We start from the raw sequence: 14728 nt of genomic DNA, 5'->3' as shown, positions 1-14728 counted from the left end.
AGGCACTGACATGATTTCGCTCGAAAAACGCCCGCAGCCGTCGCGGCTCTGGACCGCTATCACCCCGATCTTTGCGGTCGTTCTGACCATGGTGGTGGGCGGATTGATGTTTGCTTTGCTCGGTGTTGATCCGATCGAAGCCGTGCGCACGATTTTCTGGGATCCGCTTTTCCATCCGCAGTTCGCGGGCTTCTCAAGGCCCCAGCTTCTGGTCAAGGCAGGCCCGCTGATCCTGATAGCGATTGGCCTGTCCATCGGTTTCCGCGCGGGTATCTGGAACATCGGCGCCGAAGGTCAGTACATCATGGGCGCGATCTGCGGAGCCGCGGCAGGCCTCGCGTTCTACCCTTCGGAAAGCATCTTGATCTTCCCGCTGATGATCCTGTGCGGCGCATTGGGCGGCTTTCTATGGGCCATGATCCCGGCGGTTCTGAAAACCCGGTTCGGCACCAATGAAATTCTGGTGTCCCTGATGCTCGTCTATGTGGCGCAGAACATCCTGATTTCTGTCTCCACAGGCCTTTTGCGCAATCCCGAAGGCATGGGCTTCCCCGGCTCGCGCAATTTCAAGCAGTGGGATGCAACGCACAACGCCGAGATCATCGCGGGCACTGGCATGCACTGGGGCGTTGTCACCGCTTTCATCGCGGTCATCGCCGCCTACGTTCTGATGGCCCGGCACATTCAGGGTTTTAACATCCGCCTCTCCGGTGAAGCGCCCCGCGCCGCCCGGTTTGCCGGGGTCAATCCGGCGCGGATCATCCTGCTCTGCCTTGGTATCTCAGGGGTTCTGGCCGGGATGGCGGGGCTTTTTGAAGTCACTGGCCCGGCGGGGCAAATCACCGGCAACTTCAACGCAGGCTACGGCTTCACGGCGATCATCGTTGCCTTCCTTGGCCGGTTGAACCCGTTTGGCATCCTTCTGGCCGGGCTACTGATGGCTCTGACCTACATCGGTGGAGAGCTGGCACAACTGATGCTGAGCCTGCCGGGCGCGTCGATTCAGCTGTTTCAGGGCATGCTGCTGTTCTTCCTTCTGGCGACAGACGTGTTCACCAACTACCGGATCAGGTTTGGCAAAAGGGAGGCCGCGTAATGGATCTCGGTTCGATCAACCCCGTCCTTCTTGTCGCCTCCATCATGGTTTCGGCGACGCCCATCCTCTTGGCCGCCATCGGCGAGATGGTCGTCGAAAAGGCTGGCGTTCTGAACCTTGGGGTCGAAGGCATGATGATTACCGGTGCGGTGGTCGGCTTTGCCGTCGCCGTGACCTCCGGCAATCCCTACTTCGGATTTCTTGCCGCCGCCGCCGCGTCCGCTGTGCTGTCGCTCAGCTTCGGTGTCCTGACGCAATTCCTGCTGTCCAATCAGGTCGCCACCGGGCTTGGCCTGACTTTGGTGGGTCTGGGTTTGTCGAGCCTGATCGGCAAACCCTATGAGGGCATGAAAGCGCCGCCGATTTCCAAGGTGCACATTCCCGGCCTTTCGGACATGCCCGTGTTCGGCAAAATGCTCTTCAGCCATGATGTGATGATCTACGTCAGCCTTCTGCTTGTCGTCGCCGTCTGGGCTTTCCTCAAATACACCCGCGCCGGGCTGATCCTGCGCGCGGTGGGTGAGAGCCACGACAGCGCTCATGCGCTTGGTTACAAGGTGGTCACGGTCCGCCTCATGGCCATCTTCTTTGGTGGGGCCTGTGCCGGGCTGGGTGGCGCGTATCTGAGCCTTGTGCGCGTGCCGCAATGGACCGAAGGCATGACCGCAGGCGCGGGCTGGATTGCGCTGGCCATCGTGGTCTTTGCCAGCTGGCGCGCCGGGCGTGTGCTGATCGGGGCTTACCTGTTTGGCGGCGTCACGGTTCTGCAATTGAACCTGCAAGCCGCCGGGGCAAATGTGCCCGTCGCCCTGCTCAGCGCCTCGCCCTACCTCATCACGATCATCGTGCTTGTCTTCATCTCGGCGCGCGGCGCGCATGGTGCGCCCGGCTCTCTCGGTCGGTCCTTCCACGCGTCGCACTGATCCATTAAACTGACAAAAAACCATCCAACAGGAGAACAAACCCATGCTAAGACGTACCCTTCTGGCTTCGGCTGCTGTGGCCTTTGGCCTTGGCGGCGCTGCCTTTGCAGAAGAAGAACTGACCGCTGGCTTTATCTACATCGGCCCTCCGGGTGACGGTGGCTGGACGTATGAACACGATCAGGCGCGCCAGAAAATGGAAGCGCATTTCGACGGTCGTGTGAAAACCGTCTATCAGGAAAACGTACCGGAAAGCGCCGACGCGGAGCGCGCCATCACCCAGATGGCCCTGACCGGTGCGGACATCATCTTCACTACGTCCTTTGGCTACATGGACCCGACGCTGGCCGTAGCCGAGAAGTTCCCGAACGTGAAGTTCGAGCACGCCACTGGCTACAAGCGCGCTGACAACGTGACGACCTATTCCGCGCGTTTCTACGAAGGCCGCGCCATTCAGGGCCACATCGCCGGCAAGATGACCAAGACCAACAAGATTGGTTACATCGCGTCCATTCCGATCCCGGAAGTTATCCGCGGCATCAACTCCGCCTATCTGCACGCCAAGAAGGTGAACCCCGATGTCGAGTTCTCGATCATCTGGCTTTACACATGGTTTGACCCTGCGAAAGAAGCAGACGCGGCCCGCGCTCTGATTGAAAACGGCGCAGACGTGGTGTTGCAGCACACCGACTCCACCGCACCGCAAGCGGCAGCACAGGAAGCGGGCGGCGTGATCACCTTTGGTCAGGCGTCCGACATGGGCGAGTACGCCCCCATGCCCCGCGTGTCTTCGATCATCGACAACTGGGCCCCCTACTACATCGAACGCGTGCAAGCGGTTCTCGATGGTACATGGGAATCCAAAGACACATGGGACGGCATCTCCACCGGCATGGTTGGCATCGGTGAAATCACCGACGCTGTTCCGGCAGATGTGAAGGCCGAAGCGCTGGCAATGAAAGACGCCATCGCGGCGGGCGAGTACCACCCCTTCACAGGCCCGATCAACAAGCAGGACGGTTCTGTCTGGCTTGCCGAGGGCGAAGTGGCTTCGGACGGCGATCTGGCTGGTCTGAACTTCTATGTCGAAGGCATCACCGCAGAAGTGCCGAATTAATCACTACGCGGGAGCGCCTCCGGGCGCTTCCGCATCCACCGGCACGAGCCGCTTGCGCAAAGAGTGCCAGTCGTACTCGGCAAAGTACCGCTCCAGAACCCCATAACATAGCCATCCTTGTGCCGCGTAGAATTCCTGCACCCCGGGAAAACTCAGCGAGTCGAGATGTGCGGAGTGACACCCGCGCTGAACAGCTTCTATCTCCGCAGCTTTAAGCAAACGGGTTCCCAACCCTTGGCGCCGAGCGGTTTCGTCAACCCAGACTTGCCAAATGTGAAGCCAACCATAGCCAGTGTTGCCTCTCACCCCGCCCAGGAACCGGCCATCTGCGGCATGGGCATAGACCCGGATCTGTTGGTTTTCCTCGGCCTTGGGAACAAATTTTTCTCCAAAAACCTCTAGCCCGTCATCGATTACCTTGTCGGCTTTCTCGTCAACGTCGGTTTGCACCGTCACGTGTGCGGTATGATCGGACATGGCTCTTCCTCTTCGATCTGAAGACACTGAGGTCTCAACGCCAGATCACAACTTCGGGCAGGTCCGCCCGTTCTGTGCGAAAACTGTTGGCAGGGTGATCGCCGTCCGCGATGCCAAAAGACGCGCCAACAAGCACGTCGCGATCATCCGGCACATCAAACCAGTCACGCATGAATCCCGAATAGCTGGCAACGGCGGCTTGCGGTACTGACGCAATCCCGCGCGCCTCGAGCGCCAGAAGAAACGCCGTCAGAAATGCTCCGCAGTCCAGCACTCCATAGGCGCCCAGTTTCTTCGGCGTTGTGACCAACAGAAAATGCGGCGCGCCGAAGAAGGCGAAGTTCTTGCGCATCTCTGCCGCCGATCCCGCCCGATCCCCTTTCTCCACGCCAACGGCATCATACAGCTGCCAGCCGCAGGTTCGGCGGCGGTCCTTGTACACGCCCTCGTAGCTTTGCGGAAATGGGATGTCCGGTGCATGGGTTGCCGTTTCGATATGGCTCGTCAACGCAGCCCGAAGCCGCTCCGTTTCCTCAACGCCGCAGGCATGCACCATCCAGGGCTGCGAGTTGCACCAGCTGGGAACCCGCTGCGCGTCTGCCAAAGCGGCCTCGATACTTTCGCGCGGAACGGGCTCCGGCTGATAGGCACGGCAGGAAAACCGCCTGTCCAGCAAGGCGCGCAGTGCCTCGGCTTCTGATTGGCTCATAGGAAACCTCTGTCTTGAAGATCGGATAGAATAGCCGCGCTGTCCTGTCCCCGGTTCGGGACAGGTCCAGGCTGCACAGCAACGCCGTCAAAACGGGGCGCGGGTGCCGGGAAATCGCCCTGCCAAATACCTCGCGTGCTGATATGCGGATCGGACTTGGCTTCCTCCGGCGTCAGGACCGGCACGACACAGGCGTCCGATCCCGCAAACAGGTCCGCCCAATGCGCCGTCGGCGCGCTCGCGAACACCTGTTCCAGCCGTGTCGTGGCAGCGGCCCATGTGGACGGCTCATAGGGCTGCGCAAACGCAGGGTCGTTTGAAAGGCCCAGCCTTTCCAGAAACAGCGCATAAAACTGTGGCTCCAGGCACTGCACGGACAGGCTCCGGCCATCTGCGCAGGTGTAGCAGCGCGACCAATGCGGCCCGTCGAGAAGCGATTGCCCCCGTGCCGTTGTCGAAAACTGTGCGCCCATGGACAGCAGCAGCGCCATCATATGGCTCGCCCCGTCGACAATGGCGGCATCGACCACCGTGCCTTTGCCCGTCGCTTTCGCATTCAGCAACCCGGCGAGCATTCCGACAGCGAGATACATCGCCCCCGCGCCAATATCGCCCAGCATCGTCGGCGGTGTTTGCGGCGGACCTTGCTGCCCGGCATAGAACAAAGCCCCGCTGAGGGCGAGATAGTTGAGATCATGCCCCGCCTGTGTGGCGCGTGGTCCGGTCTGCCCCCAACCCGTCATACGCCCGTAGACAAGCTTGGGGTTCAGGCAGAGCGCTTCCTCCGGGCCAAGCCCAAGCCGCTCCATGACCCCCGGCCGCAGCCCTTCTGTCAGACCGTCGGCAGAGCGGATCAACCCCTTGGCAACCTTCAGATCATCGGCGTTTTTCAGGTCGAGCGCGATGGACCGCTTTCCACGATCGAGAAGGTTTTCCGTCTGCTTTGCCGGGTTCTCTCCACCGGACCTGCGGTGCACGACGATCACCTCTGCCCCAAGCTCCGCCAGCAGCATTCCGGCAAAAGGCGCAGGCCCCAACGCCTCGAATTCGATGATGCGGATTCCGTGTAGCATGGATGTCCCCCCGGCGATGAGTGAAGCGGATTAATCAATCCTTGGGAAGGGGTTTAGACGATGAGGCGTGTTGCTTTTGCCAAAGGCTCGCTATCTATGGATCATGGTATTGCCCCCACCTCTTCAAGACTGGTTCGACCAGCGTGGTTGGTCCATTCACCCGCACCAACAAGCCATGCTGGATCAGGCGGGCGAGCCGTCGCTTTTGCTCATCGCGCCCACCGGCGGCGGGAAGACGCTTGCAGGGTTTCTGCCGAGCCTGTGCGAGTTGTCGGAAGGTGAGACGGAGGGGCTGCACACGCTTTATGTCTCCCCCCTCAAGGCTCTGGCCGCTGACATCCGCCGCAACCTGCGCATTCCAATCGAAGAGGCGGGGCTTCCGATCCGGGTCGAAGACCGGACGGGGGACACCTCCTACACCCAGAAAAGGCGGCAAAGGGCGGATCCTCCGCATATCCTTCTGACCACCCCGGAATCGCTGGCTCTTCTCACAAGCTATGAGGACGCACCGCGCATGTTTGCGGGGTTGAAGCGGGTGGTCGTGGATGAAATCCACGCTCTGGCGGAAAGCAAACGCGGCGACCAGTTGATGCTGGCGCTTGCGCGGCTTCACCATTTTTGCCCTGACCTACGCCGGGTCGGGCTGTCTGCCACCGTTGAAGACCCGCCAGCTTTGGCCTCGTTCCTCGCCCGGCACCCCAATCCCTGTGCAATCATCGAAGCCGATCCCGGACCGGAACCGGACATTTCCATGCTTGAGGTCGAAGAAGCGCCTCCGTGGTCCGGGGGTGGCGCGGCCTATGCCATTCCAGCCGTGCTGGACGCGGTCCGGCAGCACCGCACTACCCTGATCTTTCACAACACCCGCGCCCAGGCGGAAATCTTCTTTCACAATCTGTGGCTTGCCAATGAAGAGGCTTTGCCCATCGGCATCCACCACGGCTCGCTCGACAGGGCGCAGCGCGAAAAGGTCGAGGCTGCCATGGTGGCGGGGCAGCTGCGCGCGATTGTCTGCACTGGCTCGCTCGATCTCGGGATCGACTGGGGCGATGTGGACCTTGTGATCCAGATCGGAGCGCCCAAGAACGTGAAAAGGCTGGTGCAGCGGATCGGCCGCGCCAACCACCGCTACAACGCCCCGTCCAAAGCTTTGCTCGTCCCGGCCAACCGCTTCGAAGTGGTCGAATGCATTGCTGCGCTGGAAGCGGTAAAGGCGCACGATCTGGACGGCGAGCCGCGCGGACCGGGGCCGCTCGACGTGCTGTGCCAGCATATTCTGATCACCGCCTGTTCCGGCCCGTTCGACGCGGATGCACTGTTCGAGGAAATGCACGGCGCGGGGCCATTTTCGGCGCTGACCCGTAAGAGGTTCGATGCCTGCCTCGACTTTTGCGCGACAGGTGGCTACGCGCTCAAAGCGTATGACCAATGGAAACGCCTGATCCAGCGCCCCGATGGCCTGTGGCAGCTGCGAGACCCGCGTTCCGCGCAGCGTATCCGGCAAAACATCGGCACCATTCAGGATACCGACACGCTCAAGGTCCGCTGGCGCGGGCGCGGCGGCGCAGCTTTGGGCGAAGTGGAAGAAGGCTTCGCCGCCAGCCTGACGCCCGGCGATACGTTTCTTATCGGCGGGCAGATCGTGCGCTATGACCGCCTGCGCGAAATGATCGTCGAGGTCACGCGAGACGCGGCAAAAAAGCCGAAGATCGCCACGTTCAACGGCACCAAATTCGCCACCTCCACGCAGCTCTCCGGACGGATCCTGCGCCTGTTTCATGCCAGCGACTGGTCCAGCCTGCCAGGGCACACCGCCGACTGGCTCCGCCTGCAACAACACTACAGCCAATTGCCGCAACCCGGCCGCCTGTTGATCGAAACCTTCCCACACGATGGGAGGGAAAACATGGTGGTCTACGGCTTTGCCGGGCGCAATGCGCAGCAGACGCTGGGGCTGCTCCTGAGCAAGCGCATGGAGGAAATGGGCCTCGCCCCGATGGGTTTTGTCAGCACAGATTATGCCACACTGCTCTGGGGATTGGATGCCGTCGGCGAGCCGAGTACGCTTTTCGATCTTGAAGCGCTGGAGGTCGGGCTGGATGGCTGGCTTGCCGGCAACGCCGTGATGAAACGCACCTTTCGCGCCTCCGCCACCATCGCCGGATTGATCGAGCGGCGGCTCGGCGGCACGAAAAAGACCGGACGGCAGGCCACCATGTCCTCCGACATCCTCTACGACACGCTGCTCAAGTATGATCCGGATCACCTGATGATGCAGGTCACGCGGCTTGAAGCCATGAAAGGTCTGGTCGATTTCTCCCGCATCCGGGACATGCACGCCCGCGTGGGAAACCGGATTGACCACGTTCGCCTCAGCCGCCTCTCACCGCTTTCGGCCCCCTTGTTTCTGGAACCCGGACGCGTGCCCGTAAACGGTGGCGCAGAGGAACGCCTGCTCGATGAAGAAGTAACCCGACTGCTCAGGGAAAGCGGGCTGGCCGAGGTCGGCTAACCCGCTAGCTCTTGCCGGGACTTGAGGGACATGGCATGGAACAAGTCATGAACACGCGTCTTTCGCATTCCTTTGATTTTCACGGAGCGGCTCTCGAAGCCCTGCCGTCCGGGTCGCTCTTCTGGCCGGACGCGCGTTTGCTGGTCGTCTCCGATCTTCATCTTGGCAAGAGCGCACGTCTCTCGGCGGTTGGCGGCGCACAGCTGCCGCCCTACGAGACCCGCGAGACCTTGATGAAGCTGGAGCGCGACATCGAAGCGACGGCGGCGCAGCGGGTGATCTGTCTTGGCGACAGCTTTGACGCGCCAGAGATTGAAGCGGCCCTGCGCGAGGACGAACGGCTTTGGATTACCCGCCTGCAAGCCGGGCGGGACTGGACGTGGATCGAAGGAAACCATGATCCCGGCCCTGTATCCCTTGGCGGGGCGCACCGTGACGCACTGGTCATCGGGCCGCTGACCTTTCGCCACATCGCATCGGAGGCAACCGGGGAGGTCTCCGGCCACTACCACCCCAAGGCAAGACTGTCCGCGCGCGGCAAAAGCCTGTCCCGCCCCTGTTTCCTTGTCGATCAAAAGCGCCTGATCCTGCCAGCTTTCGGAGCCTACACCGGTGGGCTGTTCTGCTGCCGCGCGCCTTTGTCAGAGATGATGGGATACGGCGCCATGGCAATTCTCACCGGCGCGCGCGCCGTTGCGATCCCGATGCCGCGCTGACGCGTTTCCAGTTTGCATCAAAGCAACAACCATCACCAATGGCTCGAGAGCGCGAAGCGCGGCAGAGTATTGGTGATCCGGGCTATAACTGCAAACGCCCTAGGCTTGTCTCTGTTGCCGGATCATGCGCCAATGCCGCATGGACAGAGTTTATAACAGCTTCGCCCGCCAGGGCATGATGACCACGCTCGGCGCTCGCATTCTTTCGGTAGAACCCGGGACGGTCACCATATCAGTGCCCATCACCCCGGACGTGTCGCAACAACAGGGGTTCGCCCATGCGGCGCTTGCCTTTGCCATCGGCGATTCCGCTGCCGGGTATTCGGCGCTGAGCGTGATGCCCGAGGACACGGAGGTGGTGACCTCGGAGATCAAGATCCACCTGCTCTCCCCGGCCATTGGCGAGTCCCTGATTGCCCGCGGGCGCGTGGTCAAGCCCGGCAGGCGGCTTGTGGTGGTCACGTCCGAGGTCTTTGCCGTTCGGAACGGCACGGAAAAGCAGATCGCGCTGTTGACCGGCACCATGGTGCCGGTCCCTGTCTGACGATCAGGCGGTCAGCCCGTCCGGCTCCGCCAGATTATTCGCGCGGCAACAGGCCGTCACGGTGTTTGCCAGAAGACAGGCAATGGTCATCGGTCCAACGCCGCCCGGCACCGGGGTAATCGCTCCCGCTTTCTCTGCGCAGCTCTCATAGTGGCAGTCCCCCACCAGACGGGTCTTCCCTTCGCCCTTTTCCGGCGCATCAATGCGGTTGATGCCCACGTCGATGACCGTGGCCCCATCCTTGATCCAATCCCCGGGAACCATCTCCGGACGGCCCACGGCCGCAACGACGATATCAGCGCGGCGCACCACCTCAGGCAGATCCTTGGTCCGCGAATGCGCGATGGTCACGGAGCAGCTGTCGCCCAGCAAAAGCTGCGCCATGGGCTTACCGACAATGTTGGACCGGCCAATGACAACCGCATCCATGCCGGACAGGCTGCCATGGTGGTCGCGCAGCATCATCAGACAGCCAAGCGGGGTGCAGGGCACCATGCTCTTCTGCCCGGTCCCCAGAAGACCGACGTTGGAGATATGAAAGCCATCCACGTCCTTGGACGGTTCAATGGAGTTGATCACAAGATCTTCGTTGAGATGGCTCGGCAGCGGCAGCTGGACCAGAATGCCATGAACCGTCGGATCGGCGTTGAGCTGATCGATCAGCGCCAGCAAATCCGCCTCGGAGGTATCCGCATCCAGCTTGTGCTCGAAGGAGTTCATACCGACTTCGACGGTCATCTTGCCTTTGGAGCGGACATAGACCTGAGACGCGGGGTCTTCCCCAACAAGCACCACGGCAAGACCGGGGGTAATACCATGTTCGTCTTTCAGACGCGCCACATGGCCCGCCACCTTGTCACGCACAGTTGCGGCAAAGGCCTTGCCGTCGATCACAGTCGCCGTCATCTCGTTGTCCTCTTCAGTAATCTGTCCGGGCATAAGACGCCCGGTATTGTTCCATCTGCATCCGAGTGGCCATAACCGCGTTCTGCATCAAGGTCGCCACCGTCACCGGACCAACCCCGCCGGGCACAGGAGTAATCCAGCCGGCCACTTCGGCACAGCTCTCGAAATCCGCATCGCCCACAGTGCGCGGCCCATCGGGGCCATCGACGCGGTTGATCCCGATGTCGATCAAAGCCGCACCCGGTTTGAGCATATCGCCGGTCACCAGCCCCGGTTTGCCTACGGCAACAAAGACCGCATCGGCGGCACGGCTGTGCATGGCAACGCTGCGTGTCATGTGATGACAAACCGTCACCGTCGCGCCCAGCCCCATCATCAGGAAGGCAATCGGTTTGCCGACGATCTCGGAATGGCCGATGACGGTCACATTCAGCCCTTCAATGGGCAGCGGCAAGGTTTTGAGGATTTCCACCGCCGCAACGGCCGTACAGGGGCCAAGAGCCAGATCGTTATAGACGATATTACCGATGGAAGCCGGGTGCATCCCCTCGACGTCCTTCAGCGGATGCACCAGCTTTTGCAGCACCTTGACCGGGATATGGTCCGGCAAGGGACGCTGAATGATGATGCCGTTGACCCGCGCATCGGCGTTGAGCCCCTGCAGAATACCGGTCAGCTGTTCGAGCGAGGTTTCTTCGGGATAAGCCCGCGCCTCGAACTCGACACCGGCGCTTTCGGCGTTGCGCTTTTGGTTGCGAACGTAAAGCTCCGCCGCCGCCGTGTCGCCCACACTGATCGAAACCAACTTCGGGGACCATCCGGCCTCTGACAAGGCCGCGGCCTCTTTTGCGACATCGGCACGCATGTCCGCTGCGATGGATTTTCCGTCAATCAAGGCCGCTCGCATGGGGTTCCCTTCAATCTCTTTTGATGGTCTGCGCTTCACGGGCAATCGACCATTCAATCAATTTCCGCCACAGCGTCTCGACCAGATCAGAATCCAACTGCTGCTCCTGCGCCGCCGCCTTCACCTTGGCCACCACATCTTCGACCCGGGCGGGGATGTTGGCAGGCAGTCCAACGGCGGATTTGATTTCAACGGCGCGGTCGATATAGCCCGCACGCTTTTTCAGCAGGTTGATCAGGTCGCGGTCCAGAACGTCAATCTGGTCACGCAGAGTTGGCATATCGGGGCATTCGGCGGGATCAAGCATGGTGTCTCCATCCAAGGATTTCGCGCCTCTGCCCTAAACGGTGCGCGCGCGATCCGCAATCGGATCGCGCGCTGCATTTCGTCTTAGAACAGACCTTCGATCAGGCCTTCCTGGTTGAGGTGAATGCTCTCGGAGGCCGGTTTGCGTGGCAGGCCCGGCATGGTCATGATCTCGCCGCAGATCACAACGACAAAGCCAGCCCCTGCGGACAGACGCACTTCGCGGATCGGCACGGAGTGCCCGACCGGCGCGCCACGCAGGTTTGGATCGGTGCTGAAAGAGTACTGCGTTTTGGCCATGCAGATCGGCAGATTGCCAAAGCCCGCGTCTTCCCATTCCTTGAGCTGGTTGCGCACTTTTGCATCGGCGAGAACTTCATCGGCACGATAGATCGACTTCGCAATGCGCTCGATCTTGTCGAAGAGCGGCAGCTCATCGTTGTAGAGCGGAGCAAACTGGCTGACGCCGCTGTCTGCAATCTCTGCAACGCGGGTCGCAAGATCGGCGGAGCCTTCGGAGCCAAGCTCCCAGTGGCGCGACAGGATCGCTTCGGAGCCCTGGCTTGTGACGTAGTCCTTGACCGCCTGCACCTCTGCATCGGTGTCGGCAACGAAGTGGTTGATCGCCACAACAACCGGCACACCGAATTGCTTGAGGTTTCCGATATGGCGGCCGAGGTTGGCACAGCCCGCCTTCACCGCATCAACGTTTTCCGCGCCGAGGTCCGCCTTGGCAACACCGCCGTTCATCTTCATGGCGCGCACGGTGGCCACGAGCACCACGCAATCGGGCGCGAGACCAGCCTTGCGGCACTTGATGTTCATGAACTTCTCGGCACCGAGGTCGGCGCCAAAGCCCGCTTCGGTCACGACGTAATCGGCGAGTTTCAACGCCGTGGTCGTGGCGATGACGGAGTTACAGCCATGCGCAATATTCGCGAACGGGCCACCGTGCACGAAGGCCGGGTTGTTTTCGAGCGTTTGCACCAGGTTCGGCTGCATCGCATCCTTCAGAAGAACGGTCATTGCGCCGTCCGCCTTGATGTCGCGGCAGTAGATCGGCGAGCGGTCGCGGCGGTACGCCACGATCATGTCGCCCAAACGCTTTTCAAGGTCTTCGAGGTCGGTCGCGAGGCAGAGGATCGCCATGACCTCGGAGGCCACGGTGATGTCAAAGCCAGTCTGGCGCGGGAAGCCATTGGCCACACCGCCAAGCGAGGTCACGGTGTCGCGCAGCGCGCGGTCGTTCATGTCGAGCACGCGGCGCCATGTCACGCGGCGCTCGTCGATCTCAAGCTCGTTGCCCCAATAAATGTGGTTGTCGATCATCGCCGACAGCAGGTTGTGCGCCGCGGTGATCGCGTGGAAGTCGCCGGTGAAGTGGAGGTTCATGTCCTCCATCGGCACGATCTGCGCGTTGCCGCCCCCGGCCGCGCCACCCTTCATGCCGAAGTTCGGCCCAAGCGAAGCTTCGCGGATGCAGACAGCGGCTTTCTTGCCAATCCGGTTCAGACCATCGCCGAGACCGACGGTGGTGGTGGTTTTGCCTTCCCCCGCCGGGGTCGGGTTGATGGCGGTGACGAGGATCAGCTTGCCGTTCGGGCGGTCCTTCACGGAGTTGATGAAATCCTGGTTCACCTTCGCCTTGTCATGGCCGTAGGGCACAAGGTTCTCATAAGCGATGCCGAGCTTTTCGCCGATCTCCTTGATCGGCAGCTTGTTTGCCTCGCGGGCGATTTCGATGTCGGTCTTGAAAGCCATCTTGCGCGCTGTCCCGTTGGTCTGGTGGATTGCTGTAATTGACCAAAGGATTAGCTTCCCATGCGACAGGCTGTCCTAGCAAATCCGACATTTTTCGCGCTTTGTGCGGCGCGCGCCGTTTCTCCCAGTCACGAAATGACGTGCATCGGAAACCCTTTTCGCGCGAACGCAACAAGGCACCAGACAGGGACTCAGCCGTGTGGCTGCCAATGTCGCTGTCCCGGCACATGCAAAGTCAGCTTATCCCCCACCGCAACGCGCCCTTCCCGCGCGACCCAGGCGGTCACGCCACGATGCCCTTCAGCGGCGGGTTTGAAGCCTTTGGCAGGATCGCCGAGCACATGCCGCAGGCTCTTGGCCGGGAACTGGCAAGGCTGGTTCAACATGTCGATCGCCACGGTCGCCCCGGATGGGGCCTGGAGACGCGAGGACGGCGGGACATGGCTGAAATCGTGGATGCCACGAATGACCATCGAAGCGCCGAGCCGCGCTGGGTCCAGCGCATCCACACCCATCGTCTCAGCGATGATCGCAAGCTCTTCTTCCGACACGATGCTAAGCTGGCGCTCGTTGCGAATTTCCGTGCCTTTGGGATACTGCGATTTGACACGGGAACAGGACGCGCGGGTCAGCCCGCCGTGGACAGATCCGGCGATTCCATCAAACCGCAGATCCAACGCGTCGTGCACCTCGGACAACAGCTCTTCTCGGTCCATGTTGGTCACCACCCCAAGCCATGTGATCTCGGCAGTGTGGTCGGTCGGTATCAGAGCGGGCATCAAAATCTCCGGATCGCAGGCGGCAGTTCAGGCCGCGGATTTGGTAAGAGTGAAGAACATGCGGCGCATTGGAAACAGAACCGAGCCATCCGGCGCGGATGGGTAAGCCTTTCCAATGACCGCTTCATAGGCGGCAACAAGCTGCGCCTGTTCGTCCTCGTTCAGGACGGACAAGATCGGGCGGGCATAGGTGCTTTCCGAGAACCGGCGCACCGGATGACCATCGTCGCTTGCCGGCAGGGGTTGGTAGTATTCCGTCTCCCACAGATCAAACCGCCCGAGCGGATCGAGCAGGTGATGATACTCCGCCGGCAGAAGAACGCCGGGCAGCGTGTCATGATCCAGACGCCCGGGAAACAGCTCATCCACGAGGCTGAGCCACATCCTGTGAGACGGCGCGCGGTTCTGGTGCGGCACCTGCACCGCCAGAGTGCCACCCGGAACAAGCGCTTTTGCCAGGCGCGGCAACAGGGTTTCGTGTCCCTTGAGCCAGTGCAGCGCGGCGTTGGTAAAGATCAGCCCGGCAGGCGCATCCGGGTTCGGGGCCCAGTCCGCAATATCGGTTTCCTCAAACCAGTCGTAGGCTTGCGTCAATTGCGCCTTGGCGAGCATCGCTGGAGAACTGTCGATTCCCACAACCTGCCTGTCTCCCATCCTTGCCCGAAGCACCGGGCCCACAGCGCCATTGCCGCATCCCAGATCATAGGCCGCCGATCCATCCGGCAACTCCGGCACGCGGGACAGCAAATCCAAAGCCGGGCGCAAACGCAGCCCTGCGAACTTTGCATAAAGGGTGGGGTTCCAATCGGACTGAGCCATTGTTCCTATCCCGGATGTGGTGATTACGGTGAATCGAAACAGGAAAGCGGGGGCGGTGCAAGCATTTGCGACACGTGGCCGAA

15 protein-coding genes are annotated in these 14728 nt (G+C 61.3%); 6 read left to right on the top strand and 9 right to left on the bottom strand.

Features of this window, described 5'->3' with window-relative positions; translation table 11 throughout:
• Nucleotides 1–10 precede the first annotated feature (10 nt).
• Genes E4662_RS17420 through E4662_RS17410 form a run of 3 tightly spaced genes read left to right on the top strand, consistent with a single transcriptional unit; the run spans nt 11 to nt 3136 of the window.
• On the top strand, nt 11–1096 hold the full coding sequence (locus E4662_RS17420) for an ABC transporter permease (protein ID WP_136442890.1): 1086 nt from the start codon (nt 11–13) through the stop codon (nt 1094–1096).
• A complete protein-coding gene (locus E4662_RS17415) occupies nt 1096–2019 on the top strand; it encodes an ABC transporter permease (RefSeq protein ID WP_206080309.1) in 924 nt (307 codons plus the stop codon). The genes E4662_RS17420 and E4662_RS17415 overlap by 1 nt, the downstream gene beginning before the upstream one ends.
• Before the next feature lie 43 nt (nt 2020–2062).
• Nucleotides 2063–3136, top strand: coding sequence for a BMP family ABC transporter substrate-binding protein (locus E4662_RS17410; RefSeq protein WP_136442889.1), 1074 nt, complete (start codon nt 2063–2065; stop codon nt 3134–3136).
• A gap of 3 nt (nt 3137–3139) precedes the next feature.
• Here E4662_RS17410 and E4662_RS17405 read toward each other — a convergent pair whose 3' ends face one another.
• The 3 genes from E4662_RS17405 to E4662_RS17395 are packed head-to-tail and all read right to left on the bottom strand — an operon-like array spanning nt 3140 to nt 5395.
• Entirely contained in the window at nt 3140–3613 is a 474-nt protein-coding gene (locus tag E4662_RS17405) for a GNAT family N-acetyltransferase (RefSeq protein WP_136442888.1), read from the bottom strand.
• Between the two features lie 34 nt (nt 3614–3647).
• The gene (locus E4662_RS17400; protein ID WP_136442887.1) at nt 3648–4322 is read right to left on the bottom strand and encodes a nitroreductase; all 675 of its coding nucleotides are present in this window, start codon (nt 4320–4322) and stop codon (nt 3648–3650) included.
• Nucleotides 4319–5395 carry a CaiB/BaiF CoA transferase family protein gene (locus tag E4662_RS17395; protein WP_136442886.1) on the bottom strand — a complete coding sequence of 359 codons (1077 nt, stop codon included), beginning with the start codon at nt 5393–5395 and terminating at the stop codon, nt 4319–4321. The genes E4662_RS17400 and E4662_RS17395 overlap by 4 nt, the downstream gene beginning before the upstream one ends.
• 103 nt (nt 5396–5498) lie before the next feature.
• Here E4662_RS17395 and E4662_RS17390 point away from each other — a divergent pair, with 103 nt between their 5' ends.
• The 3 genes from E4662_RS17390 (at nt 5499) to E4662_RS17380 (ending at nt 9167) form a co-directional block, all read left to right on the top strand.
• Nucleotides 5499–7907, top strand: a complete 2409-nt coding sequence (locus tag E4662_RS17390; RefSeq protein ID WP_420819274.1) for a ligase-associated DNA damage response DEXH box helicase — start codon at nt 5499–5501, stop codon at nt 7905–7907.
• A 47-nt stretch (nt 7908–7954) separates the two neighbouring features.
• A complete protein-coding gene (pdeM, locus tag E4662_RS17385; protein ID WP_136442885.1) occupies nt 7955–8623 on the top strand; it encodes a ligase-associated DNA damage response endonuclease PdeM in 669 nt (222 codons plus the stop codon).
• Between the two features lie 139 nt (nt 8624–8762).
• Nucleotides 8763–9167, top strand: coding sequence for a PaaI family thioesterase (locus E4662_RS17380; protein ID WP_136442884.1), 405 nt, complete (start codon nt 8763–8765; stop codon nt 9165–9167).
• A 3-nt stretch (nt 9168–9170) separates the two neighbouring features.
• On the opposite strand, the gene folD is transcribed toward E4662_RS17380, so the two are convergent.
• The 6 genes from folD to E4662_RS17350 all read right to left on the bottom strand — a co-directional run bounded on the left by folD (nt 9171) and on the right by E4662_RS17350 (nt 14645).
• Nucleotides 9171–10073 carry a bifunctional methylenetetrahydrofolate dehydrogenase/methenyltetrahydrofolate cyclohydrolase FolD gene (folD, locus tag E4662_RS17375; protein ID WP_136443153.1) on the bottom strand — a complete coding sequence of 301 codons (903 nt, stop codon included), beginning with the start codon at nt 10071–10073 and terminating at the stop codon, nt 9171–9173.
• Between the two features lie 13 nt (nt 10074–10086).
• On the bottom strand, nt 10087–10980 hold the full coding sequence (locus E4662_RS17370; protein WP_136442883.1) for a bifunctional 5,10-methylenetetrahydrofolate dehydrogenase/5,10-methenyltetrahydrofolate cyclohydrolase: 894 nt from the start codon (nt 10978–10980) through the stop codon (nt 10087–10089).
• Nucleotides 10981–10990: 10 nt separating this feature from the next.
• Complete coding sequence (locus tag E4662_RS17365; RefSeq protein WP_136442882.1) at nt 10991–11287, bottom strand: chorismate mutase; 297 nt, start codon at nt 11285–11287, stop codon at nt 10991–10993.
• Between the two features lie 83 nt (nt 11288–11370).
• Complete coding sequence (locus E4662_RS17360; protein ID WP_136442881.1) at nt 11371–13047, bottom strand: formate--tetrahydrofolate ligase; 1677 nt, start codon at nt 13045–13047, stop codon at nt 11371–11373.
• Nucleotides 13048–13238: 191 nt separating this feature from the next.
• Nucleotides 13239–13826 (bottom strand): MOSC domain-containing protein, encoded by a 588-nt coding sequence (locus E4662_RS17355; RefSeq protein WP_136442880.1) that lies wholly within the window; start codon nt 13824–13826, stop codon nt 13239–13241.
• A 27-nt stretch (nt 13827–13853) separates the two neighbouring features.
• Complete coding sequence (locus tag E4662_RS17350) at nt 13854–14645, bottom strand: methyltransferase domain-containing protein (protein WP_136442879.1); 792 nt, start codon at nt 14643–14645, stop codon at nt 13854–13856.
• Nucleotides 14646–14728 lie beyond the last annotated feature (83 nt).

The organism is Pacificoceanicola onchidii, from assembly GCF_004804335.1.
Classification (GTDB): Bacteria; Pseudomonadota; Alphaproteobacteria; order Rhodobacterales; family Rhodobacteraceae; genus Pacificoceanicola; species Pacificoceanicola onchidii.
The sequence above is the reverse complement of the archived record's forward strand: the minus strand, read 5'-3'. Positions and strand labels throughout refer to the sequence as shown.

Bases quoted from the DNA above. Each gene is read 5' to 3' on its own strand.
- pdeM (WP_136442885.1), top strand. From the start codon at position 7,955: ATGAACACGCGTCTTTCGCATTCCTTTGATTTTCACGGAGCGGCTCTC.
- E4662_RS17365 (WP_136442882.1), bottom strand. From the start codon at position 11,287: ATGCTTGATCCCGCCGAATGCCCCGATATGCCAACTCTGCGTGACCAG.
- E4662_RS17415 (WP_206080309.1), top strand. From the start codon at position 1,096: ATGGATCTCGGTTCGATCAACCCCGTCCTTCTTGTCGCCTCCATCATG.
- E4662_RS17405 (WP_136442888.1), bottom strand. From the start codon at position 3,613: ATGTCCGATCATACCGCACACGTGACGGTGCAAACCGACGTTGACGAG.
- E4662_RS17380 (WP_136442884.1), top strand. From the start codon at position 8,763: ATGGACAGAGTTTATAACAGCTTCGCCCGCCAGGGCATGATGACCACG.
- E4662_RS17360 (WP_136442881.1), bottom strand. From the start codon at position 13,047: ATGGCTTTCAAGACCGACATCGAAATCGCCCGCGAGGCAAACAAGCTG.
- folD (WP_136443153.1), bottom strand. From the start codon at position 10,073: ATGACGGCGACTGTGATCGACGGCAAGGCCTTTGCCGCAACTGTGCGT.
- E4662_RS17395 (WP_136442886.1), bottom strand. From the start codon at position 5,395: ATGCTACACGGAATCCGCATCATCGAATTCGAGGCGTTGGGGCCTGCG.
- E4662_RS17355 (WP_136442880.1), bottom strand. From the start codon at position 13,826: ATGCCCGCTCTGATACCGACCGACCACACTGCCGAGATCACATGGCTT.
- E4662_RS17420 (WP_136442890.1), top strand. From the start codon at position 11: ATGATTTCGCTCGAAAAACGCCCGCAGCCGTCGCGGCTCTGGACCGCT.
- E4662_RS17410 (WP_136442889.1), top strand. From the start codon at position 2,063: ATGCTAAGACGTACCCTTCTGGCTTCGGCTGCTGTGGCCTTTGGCCTT.
- E4662_RS17370 (WP_136442883.1), bottom strand. From the start codon at position 10,980: ATGCGAGCGGCCTTGATTGACGGAAAATCCATCGCAGCGGACATGCGT.
- E4662_RS17390 (WP_420819274.1), top strand. From the start codon at position 5,499: ATGGTATTGCCCCCACCTCTTCAAGACTGGTTCGACCAGCGTGGTTGG.
- E4662_RS17400 (WP_136442887.1), bottom strand. From the start codon at position 4,322: ATGAGCCAATCAGAAGCCGAGGCACTGCGCGCCTTGCTGGACAGGCGG.
- E4662_RS17350 (WP_136442879.1), bottom strand. From the start codon at position 14,645: ATGGCTCAGTCCGATTGGAACCCCACCCTTTATGCAAAGTTCGCAGGG.